Annotated in this window: 14 protein-coding genes; 8 read left to right on the forward strand and 6 right to left on the reverse strand. The window is 50.4% G+C overall.

Features of this window, described 5'->3' with window-relative positions; genetic code table 11:
• Nucleotides 1-23: 23 nt before the first annotated feature.
• Nucleotides 24-236 (reverse strand): hypothetical protein, encoded by a 213-nt coding sequence (locus IMQ48_RS07710; protein WP_096756927.1) that lies wholly within the window; start codon nt 234-236, stop codon nt 24-26.
• Between the two features lie 392 nt (nt 237-628).
• Here IMQ48_RS07710 and IMQ48_RS07715 point away from each other — a divergent pair, with 392 nt between their 5' ends.
• The 3 genes from IMQ48_RS07715 (at nt 629) to hslJ (ending at nt 3013) form a co-directional block, all read left to right on the forward strand.
• A complete protein-coding gene (locus IMQ48_RS07715) occupies nt 629-1177 on the forward strand; it encodes a GNAT family N-acetyltransferase (protein WP_196208556.1) in 549 nt (182 codons plus the stop codon).
• A 314-nt stretch (nt 1178-1491) separates the two neighbouring features.
• Nucleotides 1492-2481, forward strand: coding sequence for a 2-hydroxyacid dehydrogenase (locus IMQ48_RS07720; RefSeq protein WP_196208557.1), 990 nt, complete (start codon nt 1492-1494; stop codon nt 2479-2481).
• Nucleotides 2482-2593: 112 nt separating this feature from the next.
• Nucleotides 2594-3013: a heat shock protein HslJ gene (gene hslJ / locus IMQ48_RS07725; RefSeq protein WP_196208558.1), complete on the forward strand. Its 420-nt coding sequence runs from the start codon at nt 2594-2596 to the stop codon at nt 3011-3013.
• A gap of 13 nt (nt 3014-3026) precedes the next feature.
• On the opposite strand, the gene IMQ48_RS07730 is transcribed toward hslJ, so the two are convergent.
• The gene (locus IMQ48_RS07730; protein WP_196208559.1) at nt 3027-3293 is read right to left on the reverse strand and encodes a DUF333 domain-containing protein; all 267 of its coding nucleotides are present in this window, start codon (nt 3291-3293) and stop codon (nt 3027-3029) included.
• A 274-nt stretch (nt 3294-3567) separates the two neighbouring features.
• On the opposite strand from IMQ48_RS07730, the gene nifJ reads away from it, so the two are divergent.
• The 5 genes from nifJ to ttcA all read left to right on the forward strand — a co-directional run bounded on the left by nifJ (nt 3568) and on the right by ttcA (nt 10611).
• Nucleotides 3568-7092: a pyruvate:ferredoxin (flavodoxin) oxidoreductase gene (nifJ, locus tag IMQ48_RS07735; protein WP_196208560.1), complete on the forward strand. Its 3525-nt coding sequence runs from the start codon at nt 3568-3570 to the stop codon at nt 7090-7092.
• Between the two features lie 363 nt (nt 7093-7455).
• Nucleotides 7456-8598, forward strand: a complete 1143-nt coding sequence (ompC, locus tag IMQ48_RS07740; protein WP_196208561.1) for a porin OmpC — start codon at nt 7456-7458, stop codon at nt 8596-8598.
• 150 nt (nt 8599-8748) lie between these two features.
• Complete coding sequence (locus IMQ48_RS07745) at nt 8749-8961, forward strand: KTSC domain-containing protein (protein WP_196208562.1); 213 nt, start codon at nt 8749-8751, stop codon at nt 8959-8961.
• Between the two features lie 81 nt (nt 8962-9042).
• Nucleotides 9043-9477 (forward strand): universal stress protein UspF, encoded by a 435-nt coding sequence (gene uspF / locus IMQ48_RS07750; protein ID WP_196208563.1) that lies wholly within the window; start codon nt 9043-9045, stop codon nt 9475-9477.
• A 198-nt stretch (nt 9478-9675) separates the two neighbouring features.
• On the forward strand, nt 9676-10611 hold the full coding sequence (gene ttcA / locus IMQ48_RS07755; RefSeq protein WP_196208564.1) for a tRNA 2-thiocytidine(32) synthetase TtcA: 936 nt from the start codon (nt 9676-9678) through the stop codon (nt 10609-10611).
• A 104-nt stretch (nt 10612-10715) separates the two neighbouring features.
• On the opposite strand, the gene dbpA is transcribed toward ttcA, so the two are convergent.
• The 4 genes from dbpA to IMQ48_RS07775 all read right to left on the reverse strand — a co-directional run bounded on the left by dbpA (nt 10716) and on the right by IMQ48_RS07775 (nt 14744).
• On the reverse strand, nt 10716-12089 hold the full coding sequence (gene dbpA, locus IMQ48_RS07760) for an ATP-dependent RNA helicase DbpA (RefSeq protein WP_196208565.1): 1374 nt from the start codon (nt 12087-12089) through the stop codon (nt 10716-10718).
• Nucleotides 12090-12117: 28 nt separating this feature from the next.
• A complete protein-coding gene (locus IMQ48_RS07765) occupies nt 12118-12300 on the reverse strand; it encodes a hypothetical protein (protein ID WP_196208566.1) in 183 nt (60 codons plus the stop codon).
• A gap of 274 nt (nt 12301-12574) precedes the next feature.
• Nucleotides 12575-13558 carry a zinc transporter ZntB gene (zntB, locus tag IMQ48_RS07770; protein WP_196208567.1) on the reverse strand — a complete coding sequence of 328 codons (984 nt, stop codon included), beginning with the start codon at nt 13556-13558 and terminating at the stop codon, nt 12575-12577.
• A gap of 148 nt (nt 13559-13706) precedes the next feature.
• Nucleotides 13707-14744: a methyl-accepting chemotaxis protein gene (locus tag IMQ48_RS07775; protein WP_370551833.1), complete on the reverse strand. Its 1038-nt coding sequence runs from the start codon at nt 14742-14744 to the stop codon at nt 13707-13709.
• Between the last annotated feature and the right edge of the window lie 8 nt (nt 14745-14752).

The following is a 14752-nucleotide window of genomic DNA, read 5'->3' on the forward strand; positions in this document are numbered from 1 at the left end:
CGGGGATGCGGAAGCATTCAGACTCAGTGATGTCGCAGTTGTCCATCGCTATGTTTAGGTCCGATACGACCAGCTTCTATCAGAATTTCCTCTATGAGCTCTTCAAGGCATGCCTTGCCATGATGATCGCAGACAAGATGCACCTGCCGGGAAATTTCTTCAGGTTTCATACCATCGCATAATGCAGCCTTCAGCATTAAGGTGGCCCATCGCTTTGCTTCAGAGTGAGTTAACATGACTCCTCCCGATATTTGATACCTGTATAAGCGTAGCTGGCTGGATGTGAATCACCTGGCTTTTTGTCCGCAGTATAAGTTTAACGGACGTTGAGAAGGTCGGCATATCGGGGGGGTAGTGAGGCGACAGCACCTCTTGTGTTATCGGTCACTGTAGTTGGATTCCTTAGCCCCCTGCCATGTCACTCTCACGTTTTCTTTAACCAGTGGTTGCATCCATCAGTTGCCCTCACAGCAAAAACGTATTGCACCCTGTGATAAATCAAAACGAATACGTATGCTGGTACAACCCGACCAAATCGGTTAAAAACAAAATTAAGACATAAGGTTTACTAAAAAGAGAGCTGAGTAACTGGCTTAAAATTTGGACTATGCATTAAGGAAATTGATGGATGGCAATAACCACGCTCATAACAGAACGCCCGTTACTTAAACCGCTAATCGCAGAAGATGCTGTTCAGATTCAGAAGCTCTACCCACGCTGGGAGATCGTTCGCTATATGGTCGCGTCAGTACCATGGCCCTATCCTGATAATGGTGCTGAGAAATACGTCAATAACGTTGCCCTGCCTGATATGGCAAAAGGAATTGCCTGGTTTTGGACTATCAGACGCCGTGAGGTACCTGACGACCTAATGGGTCTGATTTGTCTTTATGACGTTGAGGATAATAACCGTGGATTCTGGCTGGCGCCGGAATATCAGGGGCTGGGCTACATGCGTGAGGCCAGTATTGCGGCTACTGATTACTGGTTCAACACGCTGAATAAGCCACTGTTGCGTGCACCGAAGGCATCCCTCAATAGCCGTTCCCGGCGTATTTCAGCCAGTAGCGGCATGCGACTCATCAGGATAGAAAAGAAAGAGTATGTCAGCGGTATGCTGGATTCCGAGTTGTGGGAGATCACCAGAGACGAATGGAATGCTCGCCAGAAAAACTGATATGAGCCATAGAATGTCCGTGAGATGATCAGAATGAATGGAGCGAACAAGCGCGGGCAACCTGGTCCGCTGTCAACGTAAAACAAGTCATTCCCAAATCTGCCCAACATACCCAAAGGTAGCAATGCTTAACGGCAGCACACCCAAAAGAGTACATATACTAAGACTAGCGCTTTAAATCCAGCAGTGTGCCCACATTAAGAAGAGATGCTCTAGAATTATTCATTATATCTATGACTATCAATTATTTTTTGGATTTTGTAAAATAATTTGAATTGGATTAATGTGATTTCAGAATCACTGGAGAAAGTCTTATGAAACTCGCCATCTACAGTACAAAACAGTACGACAAAAAGTACCTGCAACAGGTTAACGAGGCTTTTGGTTTTGAACTTGAATTTTTTGACTTTCTGCTGACCGAGAAAACAGCCAAAACAGCCCATGGCTGCGAAGCTGTGTGTATCTTCGTCAACGACGATGGCAGTCGCCCGGTTCTGGAAGAGCTGAAAAAGCACGGCGTGAAATACATCGCCCTGCGATGCGCCGGATTCAATAACGTCGATCTGGACGCCGCTAAAGAGCTGGGTTTGCAGGTTGTTCGCGTTCCAGCATATTCGCCGGAAGCGGTCGCCGAGCACGCGATTGGAATGATGATGACGCTGAACCGTCGTATCCACCGCGCGTATCAACGCACCCGTGATGCTAACTTTTCTCTTGAAGGTCTGACCGGCTTTACCATGTACGGTAAAACCGCGGGGGTGATCGGTACCGGTAAAATTGGTATTGCCGCACTGCGGATCCTGAAAGGCTTTGGTATGCGCCTGCTGGCGTTTGATCCCTATCCAAGCGCTGCAGCGCTTGAATTAGGGGTTGAGTATGTTGATCTCAAAACACTGTTTGCGGAGTCGGATGTCATTTCTCTGCACTGCCCGTTAACGCCGGAAAACTATCATCTGCTCAATGAAGAAGCCTTTGCGCAAATGAAAAGTGGCGTGATGATCGTCAACACCAGTCGCGGAGCTCTGATTGACTCACAGGCCGCAATTGATGCCCTGAAAAACCAGAAAATTGGTTCTTTGGGTATGGACGTGTATGAAAATGAACGCGATCTGTTCTTTGAAGATAAGTCCAATGATGTTATCCAGGATGACGTATTCCGTCGCTTGTCTGCCTGTCATAACGTGTTGTTCACCGGGCACCAGGCATTTTTAACGGCCGAAGCGTTAATCAGCATTTCGGAAACGACGTTGCAGAATCTGGCACAAATTTCCAAAGGCGAAGCCTGCCCGAATGCCCTCTTCTGAAAACGCCGCTCCCCTGCAATCGGGGGAGCATTTTCAGATAACCCCTGATGATAAATCCGAAGATATCATTACTATATTGATAGTGTTCCCGTCACGAACGTAGAGAAATTCAATGAAGAAAATTGTCACGTTGATTGCGCTCAGCATGGTTATGGCTGGCTGTGTGAGCAATGGAAAAGTTTCCGTTAATCGCGAGCAGTTGCAGCATCACCGTTTTGTTCTGGAGAGCGTGAATGGCAAACCAGTCACCGTCGCAAAAAATCAACCCGAATTGAGTTTTGGGGAAAACATGACGGTGTCGGGGAAAATGTGTAATCAATTCACGGGTCAGGGCAAGCTGTCCGACGGCGAATTGAAGGTGAAGGATCTGGCGATGACCCGCATGATGTGCGCCGACCCACAACTGAACGCACTTGATGGCGTTATCAGCGACGTGTTTAAGCAAGGCGCACAGGTCGATTTGACGGCTGACCAGTTAACACTGGCGACAGCAGAACAAACGCTGACGTATAAACTGTCGGACTTAATGTAATAAACGCGGAGGCTTAATAGTTCCCGCAACTTCCTGCGGCAAGCGACTGCTCACTACAGCGTTTGCCGTTAGGTAATGCACACATCCCGATAGCAGAACCATCCAGTTGACGAGCAACCGACAGCGAACCGCCAATCATGGCACAGTTAGCTTCACCAGAACCCGACATTGCAGCCTTCATGCCCGGCGCGACGTGCGCGGCCGTCGCCTGCTGAACAGGCTCACTGCTGCAAGCCGACAATAATAACGCGGCACACCCTACCCAAAACGCTGCGCGCATCTCACTCCCCTCTGAAAAATACCCCAACGACACAGCCCTAAATAATAGGCAGCAGAAACACTGACGTCGAGAGGCAAAATGCGCATTTATGCGCCCTGTTTACATTTTCTGGCAATTTTTTGGCTGCTCCTTTGATCAAACCATTCATTCTGTTTATTGCAGGGACACAAAAGCGAAAATGTGTCCAGATAGCTTTTGCTAAAATAGAAAGATAATTACAGGACTCGCTACCTTAGTGCGAGTCCCTCTTTTTGCGCAATGTAAGGGTGTCAGTATGCAAACAATTGACGGTAATGGTGCGGTTGCCTCAGTCGCATTTCGTACCAGCGAAGTTATCGCCATCTACCCAATTACGCCAAGTTCAACGATGGCGGAGCAGGCCGATGCCTGGGCCGGTAATGGGCTTAAAAACGTCTGGGGAGATACCCCGCGCGTCGTGGAAATGCAGTCGGAAGGCGGTGCAATAGCAACGGTTCACGGCGCATTGCAAACCGGTGCGCTCTCTACCTCGTTTACCTCATCGCAAGGCTTATTGCTGATGATCCCAACGCTGTACAAACTGGCTGGTCAGTTGACGCCGTTTGTATTGCACGTTGCGGCACGTACGATTGCTACCCACGCGCTGTCGATTTTTGGCGATCATTCCGACGTGATGGCCGTTCGTCAAACCGGTTGTGCCATGCTGTGCGCCAGCAGCGTTCAGGAAGCGCAGGATTTTGCCCTGATTTCGCACATTGCCACGCTGAAAAGCCGCGTCCCTTTTATTCATTTCTTTGACGGTTTCCGCACCTCGCATGAAATCAATAAAATCGTGCCGCTGGCCGATGACACTATCCTCGGGCTGATGCCACAGGCCGAGATTGATGCCCATCGCGCGCGCGCGTTGAACCCGGAGCATCCGGTGATTCGCGGCACCTCGGCTAACCCGGATACCTATTTCCAGTCCCGCGAAGCCACTAACCCTTGGTACAACGCGGTTTACGAAAACGTCGAACAGGCGATGAACGATTTTGCCGCCGCAACGGGTCGCCAGTACCAGCCGTTTGAATACTATGGTCATCCGCAAGCAGAGCGCGTCATCATTCTGATGGGCTCCGCTATTGGCACCTGCGAAGAAGTCGTGGAAGAGTTACTCACCCGTGGCGAAAAAGTCGGCGTTCTGAAAGTGCGCCTGTTCCGTCCCTTCTCTGCCCGACATTTACTGCAGGCATTACCGGAAACCGCACGTAGCGTTGCTGTTCTGGATCGCACCAAAGAACCTGGTGCGCAGGCTGAGCCGTTGTATCTGGATGTCATGACCGCACTGGCCGAAGCGTTTAACTGCGGCGAGCGTGAAACATTACCGCGCGTGATTGGTGGGCGCTATGGCCTTTCCTCGAAGGAGTTTGGCCCGGACTGTGTGCTGGCAGTGTTTAATGAACTCAGCCACGCCAAACCGAAATCACGCTTTACGGTCGGCATCTACGATGATGTCACTAACCTGTCACTGCCTCTGCCGGAAAACACCCTACCCGCCACCGCAAAACTCGAAGCCCTGTTTTACGGGCTTGGCAGCGACGGCAGCGTGTCAGCGACCAAAAACAATATCAAGATTATCGGTAATTCGACGCCGTGGTATGCACAGGGTTATTTCGTCTACGACTCGAAAAAAGCAGGCGGCCTGACGGTGTCCCACCTGCGTGTCAGCGAGCAACCTATTCGTTCGGCATATCTGATTTCGCAGGCGGATTTTGTCGGTTGCCATCAGTTGCAGTTTATCGATAAATATCAAATGGCAGAACGCCTGAAGCCAGGTGGTATCTTCCTGCTCAACACGCCGTACAGCGCGGATGAAGTGTGGTCGCGCCTGCCGCAGGAAGTTCAGGCGGTCCTGAACCAGAAGAAAGCCCGTTTTTATGTGATTAATGCTGCCAAAATTGCCCGAGAGTGCGGCCTGGCTGCACGTATTAACACAGTGATGCAAATGGCGTTTTTCCATCTGACACAAATTTTACCAGGCGATAGCGCACTGGCAGAATTGCAGGGAGCTATCGCCAAAAGTTACAGCAGCAAAGGTCAGGACCTGGTTGAGCGTAACTGGCAAGCACTGGCGCTGGCCCGTGAGTCGGTCGCCGAAGTGGCACTCAAGCCGGTGGATCCGCACAGCGCCAACCGACCACCTGTGGTTTCTGATGCTGCACCTGATTTCGTGAAAACAGTTACCGCGGCGATGCTCGCGGGTCTGGGGGACGCTCTGCCCGTCTCCGCGCTGCCGCCAGACGGTACATGGCCGATGGGCACCACCCGCTGGGAAAAACGTAATATCGCCGAAGAAATTCCTATCTGGAAAGAGGAACTGTGTACACAGTGCAACCACTGCGTTGCCGCCTGCCCGCACTCGGCAATCCGCGCCAAAGTGGTCTCCCCGGAAGCGATGGCAGACGCCCCAGCTAGCCTGCATTCGTTGGATGTAAAATCCCGCGATATGCGCGGTCAGAAATATATTCTGCAGGTCGCGCCTGAAGATTGCACCGGTTGTAATCTGTGCGTCGAAGTTTGCCCGGCGAAAGATCGCCAAAACCCGGAAATCAAGGCTATCAATATGATGTCGCGCCTTGAGCATGTTGAAGAAGAAAAAGTTAACTATGACTTCTTCCTCAATCTGCCGGAGATCGATCGCAGCAAACTGGAACGCATTGATATTCGCACCTCACAGCTGATCACCCCGCTGTTTGAGTATTCCGGTGCCTGCTCAGGCTGTGGTGAGACCCCGTATATCAAGCTACTTACCCAGCTGTACGGCGACCGCATGCTGATTGCCAACGCGACCGGGTGTTCATCGATTTATGGCGGCAACCTGCCCTCCACACCATATACCACCGATGCCAATGGCCGCGGGCCTGCCTGGGCGAACTCACTGTTTGAAGATAACGCCGAGTTTGGTCTGGGCTTCCGCCTGACGGTGGATCAACACCGCGTACGTGTCATGCGTCTGTTGGAGCAGTTTGCCGATCAGATCCCGGCTGAACTGAATGATGCCCTGCACGCAGAAGCCACGCCGGAAGTTCGTCGCGAGCAGGTTGCCGCACTGCGCCAGCATCTACGAGGCGTCGACGGTGCACAGCAACTATTAACTGATGCCGACGCGCTGGTTGAGAAATCAATCTGGCTGATTGGTGGCGACGGTTGGGCCTACGATATTGGCTTTGGCGGGTTAGATCACGTCCTGAGCCTGACCGAAAACGTCAACATTCTGGTGCTGGATACTCAGTGTTACTCCAACACTGGTGGGCAGGCGTCGAAAGCCACGCCGCTTGGCGCGGTCACCAAATTTGGCGAACATGGTAAGCGTAAAGCGCGTAAAGATCTTGGCGTCAGTATGATGATGTACGGTCATGTTTACGTCGCACAAATCTCGCTGGGAGCCCAGTTGAACCAGACGGTGAAAGCGATTCAGGAAGCAGAGTCCTACCCGGGCCCGTCGCTGATTATTGCCTACAGTCCGTGCGAAGAGCACGGCTACGATCTCGCCCTGAGCCACGATCAGATGCGCCAGCTCACGGCCACCGGATTCTGGCCACTGTATCGCTTTGATCCGCGTCGTGCTGACGAAGGCAAGCTGCCGCTGGCATTGGATTCTCGCCCACCGTCAGACGCGCTGGCTGAGACTTTGATGAACGAGCAACGCTTCCGCCGCCTGAATGCACAGCAGCCGGAGGTGGCTGAGCAGTTATGGAAGGATGCGACTGCAGATTTGCAAAAACGCTATGACTTCCTGGCACAGCTGGCAGGGAAAGCAGAGAAGAGCAGCACCGATTAATACTTTCAGTTAAGTATTAACCTGGAATAAAAAAAAGCCCGAACAGCTGTTCGGGCTTGTCAATTTATTCGCTGGCTAATCAGCCCTGAGACAAATAGTCAACGAAAAATAAGAAGTGACAATAAAGGCATATAACCCGCGCAGAATATCCCAACAAAATTAACTTGTATAATTTTTATTTTATATATTTAACCATTAATTCATTCATCATAATTATCATCATTTCCGTGGAATTATTTGCTTAAGGTTTTACTCAAGGCGTAACAATTCATATTTATCTCTTTACGGAACTTCTCCTTTAGCATGCTTTTACTCCCTACATGGGTAGTCACAGGTTAATAAAAAAACTAAAGGATTATTTCAATGAACAGAAAAGTATTGGCCCTTGTAATTCCTGTCCTGTTAGCTGCAGGCGCTGCTCACGCTGCTGAAGTTTATAATAAAGACGGCAACAAGTTAGACCTGTACGGCAAAGTAGACGGTCTGCATTATTTCTCTGATGACGCCAACTCTGATGGCGATCAGACCTATATGCGTATGGGCTTCAAAGGCGAAACTCAGGTTAACGATATGATCACCGGTTACGGCCAGTGGGAATATCAGATTCAGGCTAACGGTACTGAAGGCGGCGATAAAGGCAATTCCTGGACTCGTCTGGCTTTCGCGGGTATTAAAGTCGGTGATTACGGTTCATTCGACTATGGTCGTAACTACGGCGTCATGTATGACGTTGAAGGCTGGACCGATATGCTGCCAGAATTCGGCGGTGACTCCTACACCAAAGCTGACAACTTCATGACCGGTCGTGCGAACGGTGTTGCAACCTACCGTAACACTGATTTCTTCGGTCTGGTTGATGGTCTGAACGTAGCTCTGCAGTATCAGGGTACTAACGAAAACCAGGTCACGAACGAGCAGGAAGGCACCAATAACGGCGGCGACCGTAACGTGAAGAATTCCAACGGTGACGGCTTCGGTATCTCCTCTACCTACGATCTGGGTATGGGCGTAAGCTTCGGTGCGGCATATACCTCTTCTGACCGTACCACTCAGCAGGTTAATAACTCTACCGCTGGCGGCGACAAAGCTGATGCGTGGACTGCTGGTCTGAAATACGACGCGAACAACATCTACCTGGCAACCATGTATTCCGAAACCCGTAATATGACCCCTTATGGCGGCTCAGACGGTCACGACAATACTATTGCAAACAAAACTCAGAACTTCGAAGTGACTGCACAATACCAGTTCGACTTTGGTCTGCGTCCGGAAGTGTCTTTCCTGATGTCTAAAGGTAAGGATCTGGCAACCGCAAATGGTAACGACGATAAAGATCTGGTTAAATATGCTTCAGTAGGTGCGACTTACTACTTCAACAAAAACTTCTCCACCTACGTTGATTACAAAATCAACCTGCTGGATGAAGATGATAGCTTCTACGATAAAGACCACAATGACATCTCTACCGATGACACTGTAGCTCTGGGTATGGTTTACCAGTTCTAATCTGTCAGCCCGCTGGAAACAGCGGGCTACTCTCCCACTCGTGCATCGCAATTACGTTTTATGTAGATCAAAACATTATATCTTTTGTGTTAAAACATCCCGCTGATAGATGATATATTGCAATAAAGTCTGTAGTAGAGGATACCTGCAATGAATCATCACCCCGTTAAGTCATCCCGTATTGCCTCCGTCGGTTATGACGAATCCTCCGGCACGTTAGAAATTCGCTTTCATCATATGCAAACTCTGCAATACCATCCTGTTCCACCGCGCATTTTTCGTGATTTCCTTACTGTGGTCTCCAAAGGCCGATTTTACGATGGCGTAATAAAAGGCAAGTTCCCTGAAATTAAAATAAAGTGATGCCAAAATGTGATCTTTGTCATTGTACATAAAGTGCCATTACGCGGTAAGCTTTAGGAGGATACTTAAACAGGAGGTTTTATGAACAGAACGATTCTTGTACCCATCGATATTTCAGACTCAGAATTAACTCAACGCGTTATTGCCCATGTTGAAGCAGAGGCAAAAATTGACGATGCGCAGGTCCATTTTCTGACCGTGATTCCGTCATTGCCCTATTACGCTTCTCTTGGACTGGCCTACTCAGCGGAGTTGCCGGCCATGGACGATCTTAAGGCCGAAGCAAGGTCTCAACTGGAAGAGATGATCAAGAAGTTCAATATCCCGGCAGACAGAATACAGGTTCATGTCGTTGAAGGTTCACCAAAAGACAAAATTCTGGAGCTTGCCAGGAAATTACCCGCAGATATGGTGATTATTGCCTCGCACCGACCTGATATCACCACTTACCTGCTCGGCTCCAACGCCGCAGCCGTGGTGCGTCATGCGGAGTGTTCGGTTCTGGTAGTTCGCTAAGCAGCCTGGCCCGCACATCGCTGCGGGCTTTTCATTTCTACCTCTTTTACCCCGCGATTCCTGACCTAAATGTGCTGACATTTTTCCCGCTTATCCGTACCATACACGCCACAGTTTTTATATCAGACTTCTTTTGCCGGACAATCCGGCGTGATGCATACTCTTCTGATGCCACACTATGAATTGAGCCTCTATTAAATGTCGCAAAATCAAGAAATTAACAAGAAAGATCAGTACAACCTGAACAAATTACAAAAGCGTCTGCGTCGTAACGTGGGCGAAGCGATTGCCGACTTCAACATGATTGAAGATGGCGATCGCATTATGGTGTGCCTTTCCGGTGGGAAAGACAGCTACACCATGCTGGAGATCCTGCGCAATTTGCAGCAAAGCGCACCGATCAGTTTTTCACTGGTTGCAGTAAACCTGGATCAGAAACAGCCCGGTTTCCCGGAACATATCCTGCCGCAGTATCTGGAACAGTTGGGCGTTGAGTACAAAATTGTCGAAGAGAACACCTACGGGATCGTCAAAGACAAAATTCCGGAGGGGAAAACCACCTGCTCTCTGTGCTCCCGTCTGCGTCGCGGCATTCTGTACCGTACGGCAACCGAACTCGGGGCTACAAAAATTGCGCTGGGACACCATCGCGACGATATCCTGCAAACGCTGTTTTTAAACATGTTCTACGGCGGGAAAATGAAAGGCATGCCACCGAAGCTGATGAGCGACGACGGCAAGCATATTGTCATTCGCCCACTGGCCTATTGCCGCGAGAAAGACATTGAACGTTTTGCCGAAGCCAAAGGCTACCCGATTATTCCGTGTAACCTGTGCGGTTCACAGCCTAACCTGCAACGTCAGGTAATTGCTGACATGCTGCGTGACTGGGACAAACGCTACCCAGGTCGTATTGAGACCATGTTCAGCGCGATGCAGAATGTCGTGCCTTCGCATCTCAGCGATATCAATCTGTTCGACTTTAAAGGTATCAAGCACGGCTCAGCAGTCGTTGACGGCGGTGACTTAGCGTTCGATCGCGAAGAGATCCCGCTGCAACCAGCAGGCTGGCAGCCGGAAGAAGATGAAAACCAATTGGATGAGTTACGTCTGAACGTGGTAGAAGTGAAGTAATTTATCATGCCGGATGGCGACGTAAACGTCTTATCCGGCCTACAACGTACATAAGTGCCTGTAGGCCTGATAAGCGGAGCGCCATCAGGCACTCCCACGGGCATTTATTTCAACAAACGAACCCGGCAGGTTTTACCTTTAATCTTACCGTTTTGTAGCTGCTTCCACGCTTTATGCGCGACGGACTGGCGAACTGCCACATAGACATGCATCGGATGTACGGCAATCTTACCGATGTCGGCCCCATCCAGCCCCATATCACCGGTCAACGCTCCCAGAACATCGCCCGGACGCATTTTTGCCTTTTTACCGCCATCAATGCACAGTGTCGCCATCTCGGCCTCAAGCGGCACAACTGGAGCGTTGCCGGGTGCAGGTAGCCAGTTCAGCTTTAACTGCAGCATTTCAGAAAGAATAATAGCTCGCTGGGCTTCTTCTGGCGCACAGAAGCTGATGGCCAGGCCGCTGTTACCCGCACGCGCAGTACGTCCAATACGGTGTACGTGCACTTCCGGATCCCATGCCAGTTCGTAGTTAACCACCAGCTCAAGCGATTTAATATCAAGACCACGCGCCGCAACATCGGTTGCCACCAGCACGCGCGCGCTGCCGTTAGCAAAACGGATCAACGTCTGATCGCGATCGCGTTGTTCCAGGTCACCATGTAATGACAACGCACTTTGCCCTGCGGCGTTCAGCGCGTCGCACACGGCCTGGCAATCTTTTTTAGTATTACAGAATACAACGCACGACGCGGGCTGGTGCTGGCTGAGCAACTTTTGCAGCAGCGAAATTTTGCCGTGCGCGGAGGTTTCGAAAAACTGTTGTTCAATCGCGGGTAGCGCATCTACCGTATCAATTTCAATGGTTAATGGATTTTGCTGCACTCGGCCACTGATCGCGGCAATTGCTTCCGGCCAGGTTGCCGAAAATAGCAATGTCTGACGTGACGCAGGCGCAAAGCGGATCACATCATCAATGGCATCGCTAAAGCCCATGTCCAGCATACGGTCGGCCTCATCCATCACCAGCGTATTCAGGGCTTCCAGCGAGACAGTACCTTTTTGCAGGTGATCGAGCAGACGGCCCGGCGTGGCGACAATAATATGTGGTGCATGCTGAAGAGAATCACGCTGTGCACCGAAGGGCTGCCCGCCACATAAGGCTAAAACTTTGGTGTTCGGTAGAAAACGCGCTAAGCGACGCAGCTCGCCAGCCACCTGGTCAGCAAGTTCACGCGTGGGACACAGAACCAGTGACTGCGTCTGGAACAGCGCAACATCGATATGCTGTAACAGCCCAAGACCAAACGCGGCCGTTTTGCCACTGCCGGTTTTTGCCTGCACGCGAACGTCTTTTCCCGCCAGGATCGCCGGCAACGCAGCGGCCTGAACAGGCGTCATTTCAAGATAACCCAGCTCGTTAAGATTCTCGATCTGAGCAGCAGGTAAAACATTCAGGGTAGAAAAAGCGGTCACAATTTAATCTCGCGGTAAGAACTTACAATTAGCAGGCGCGTATCCTCGCAGATCTGCGCCCGTGATGCGACATTTTAATCGGTTCTTCATCCGGCGGCGGATCCGGCATCGGCTGCGGACGGGGTATGGGATCAGGAATGGGTACCGGGTCGGTCGGAACAGAGGCGGTGTTGGGCGTGGGTAACTGCAGCAATAGCGTTAGGCAGGTCATATTCCCTCCAGTCATTCAGGTTGACTCTTTTAGGGTAGACGTTGATTTCCTGCAGGCAAAAAAAAGCCGACTAATCTAAGTCGGCGTCGTACGAATCAATTGTGCTATGCAGTAATTCAAAAAAGGAAGTAAGACAATATGGAGCGCAACGCCCATCGCTTGACGTTGCATTCACCTGCGAGAGAGATATTGCCCCGAATAGGTAGATAGTTTATTGACCTCGCTCAAAATATTGAGCGTTTTCACTCATGAAGCCCGGTAAAAAACGTTGTTGTTACAACCATTTACTACGATGCAACCATAAAGTAACACCACCAATCAGGACCACTAACAGAATACAAAACAATGAGAAACCAAATTGCCAACCGCCGCCGGGAATGCCCCCAAGGTTAACGCCGAACAAGCCGGTTAAAAATGTACTGGGCAGAAAAACCATCGCCATCAACGACATGGTATAGGTTCTGCGGGCCAAGGATTCTTGCATCACCTGCGCAATTTCATCCGCCATGATACCAGTCCGGGCAATACAGGCGTCTATCTCGTCCAGCCCCCTTCCCAGCCTGTCGGCAATGTCCTGCATCCGGCGTCGCTGATCGTCAGTCATCCACGGCAAACGTTCACTCGCCAGACGCGCATAGGCATCTCGCTGTGGTGCCATATAACGGCGCATGACAATCAGTTGCTTACGTAACAGGGCCAGAAATCCGCGTGGCGGGATTTGTTGATCGAGTAAATTATCTTCCAGATCAATAATTTTATCATGTAACTGTTCGATAAACTCACTGGCATGATCGGTCAATGCGTCACAGACATCTACCAGCCAACTGCCACAGTCACTCGGCCCCGTACCTTCTTGCAGATCGCTGACCACATCATCCAACGCCAGCACTTTACGCTGACGCGTCGAGACAATCAGGCGTTCGTCCATATATAAACGCATCGCCACCAGCTGGTCGGGGCGCTCATCCGTGCTGCCATTAATACAGCGCAGGGTGATCAGCGTGCCTTCCCCTATCCGGCTGACACGTGGGCGCGTGCTTTCACCGGCCAGCGCATCACGCACAGTATTAGGAAGCAAAGGCGTCGTCGTCAGCCACTGTGCGCTATCAGGATGGGTATAATTAAGATGCAGCCAGCAGGGATGCTGACTGTCGATAACATCGTTATCTTCCAGCGGTTTTACTCCACCCTGGCCATCCAGTAGCCAGGCAAACACGGCATCCGGCACATTAACATCCGCTCCCTTAATGGCTTCCACAGCGCCTCCACAGTCATTCAGCCTTTTCCGTTAGTCTAGCCTGCAGATTATGTTAAGCAATATCTGATTATCCCATTGTGCTGAAATGATTCAGAAAAATTAAATAGAAATGTAAACGCCGACGATGTCGGCACGGGTGACTACAGGATTAGAATGAATGACCGTATTTATCTCGTCGACTTAGACCCGGTGGTGTTGCAGCGCTACGAGGAAGCACGAATGATTCCGTTGTTGAGTTATGACTTAAATTAAATTTATGTGTTCGTGACTGCAGGTCATTCACCTGGCTTTTCAGAATGCCTGATGAATCCGATAACTCGTCGACCATGATGGCATTACTTTGGGTCACATTTTCCAGCTCAGCCAGGGCCTGGGTAATCTTAACGATGCCTTTCTCCTGCTCTCGCGTGGTGGTTAATATCTCTCCCATCAGCTGGCTTAATTGCCCGGCACCGCCAACAATATCCTGCATGTTTTTTTCTGCTTCACGGACAATCGCGGCCCCTTCGCGGACATTATAATGTGTTTCGTCAATTAGCCGCTTAATATTCTTCGCCGCTTCTGCGCTGCGATGAGCCAACGTTCTGACCTCTCCCGCCACCACAGAAAAACCCTTGCCATGTTCGCCTGCCCGTGCCGATTCCACCGCCGCGTTCAATGCCAGAATATTTGTCTGAAAGGCAATACCATCAATCAACGCAATTATTTCCGTCATCTGCTGTGCGCATTCAGTGATTGAGTGCATATTGGTTGCGACTTGTACCATTAATTCCCCCCCCTGACGGGCCGATTGTGTGGCAATATTCGCCTGGGCGCTGGCCAGCTGTGTATTATCAGCATTATTGCGAGTACTAATGGCTATCTCATCCATACTTGCAGCGGTTTGCGTTAACGCCCCGGACTGTTGCTCTGTTTTCACCGAAAGCTCTGCACTACGCTCCGCAAGCTGTTCAGAGAGGGTCATCGCTGTGCGTGAAGATGTGCGAATTTCACTAACTAGCGCAGAAATATTACTCGATAAACTATTGATGCCGGGAATAAGCCGCCCCGCGCAGTTATTACCAAACTCAGGAATACTGATTGCCAGATTTCCTGCAGTAACCTCCTCAATACTCTTTTTTACGGTATTGATTGGCACAACAAGATACTTCGTCATATACAACCACAGACACGATATCGAAACCAAACTTACTA

It is taken from the genome of Citrobacter sp. Res13-Sevr-PEB04-36 (assembly GCF_015672735.1).
Lineage (GTDB): Bacteria > Pseudomonadota > Gammaproteobacteria > Enterobacterales > Enterobacteriaceae > Citrobacter.

Excerpts from the sequence above, each read along its gene's own strand:
- IMQ48_RS07710 (WP_096756927.1), bottom strand. The coding sequence starts at position 236 with ATGTTAACTCACTCTGAAGCAAAGCGATGGGCCACCTTAATGCTGAAG.
- IMQ48_RS07715 (WP_196208556.1), top strand. The coding sequence starts at position 629 with ATGGCAATAACCACGCTCATAACAGAACGCCCGTTACTTAAACCGCTA.
- IMQ48_RS07720 (WP_196208557.1), top strand. The coding sequence starts at position 1,492 with ATGAAACTCGCCATCTACAGTACAAAACAGTACGACAAAAAGTACCTG.
- hslJ (WP_196208558.1), top strand. The coding sequence starts at position 2,594 with ATGAAGAAAATTGTCACGTTGATTGCGCTCAGCATGGTTATGGCTGGC.
- IMQ48_RS07730 (WP_196208559.1), bottom strand. The coding sequence starts at position 3,293 with ATGCGCGCAGCGTTTTGGGTAGGGTGTGCCGCGTTATTATTGTCGGCT.
- nifJ (WP_196208560.1), top strand. The coding sequence starts at position 3,568 with ATGCAAACAATTGACGGTAATGGTGCGGTTGCCTCAGTCGCATTTCGT.
- ompC (WP_196208561.1), top strand. The coding sequence starts at position 7,456 with ATGAACAGAAAAGTATTGGCCCTTGTAATTCCTGTCCTGTTAGCTGCA.
- IMQ48_RS07745 (WP_196208562.1), top strand. The coding sequence starts at position 8,749 with ATGAATCATCACCCCGTTAAGTCATCCCGTATTGCCTCCGTCGGTTAT.
- uspF (WP_196208563.1), top strand. The coding sequence starts at position 9,043 with ATGAACAGAACGATTCTTGTACCCATCGATATTTCAGACTCAGAATTA.
- ttcA (WP_196208564.1), top strand. The coding sequence starts at position 9,676 with ATGTCGCAAAATCAAGAAATTAACAAGAAAGATCAGTACAACCTGAAC.
- IMQ48_RS07765 (WP_196208566.1), bottom strand. The coding sequence starts at position 12,300 with ATGACCTGCCTAACGCTATTGCTGCAGTTACCCACGCCCAACACCGCC.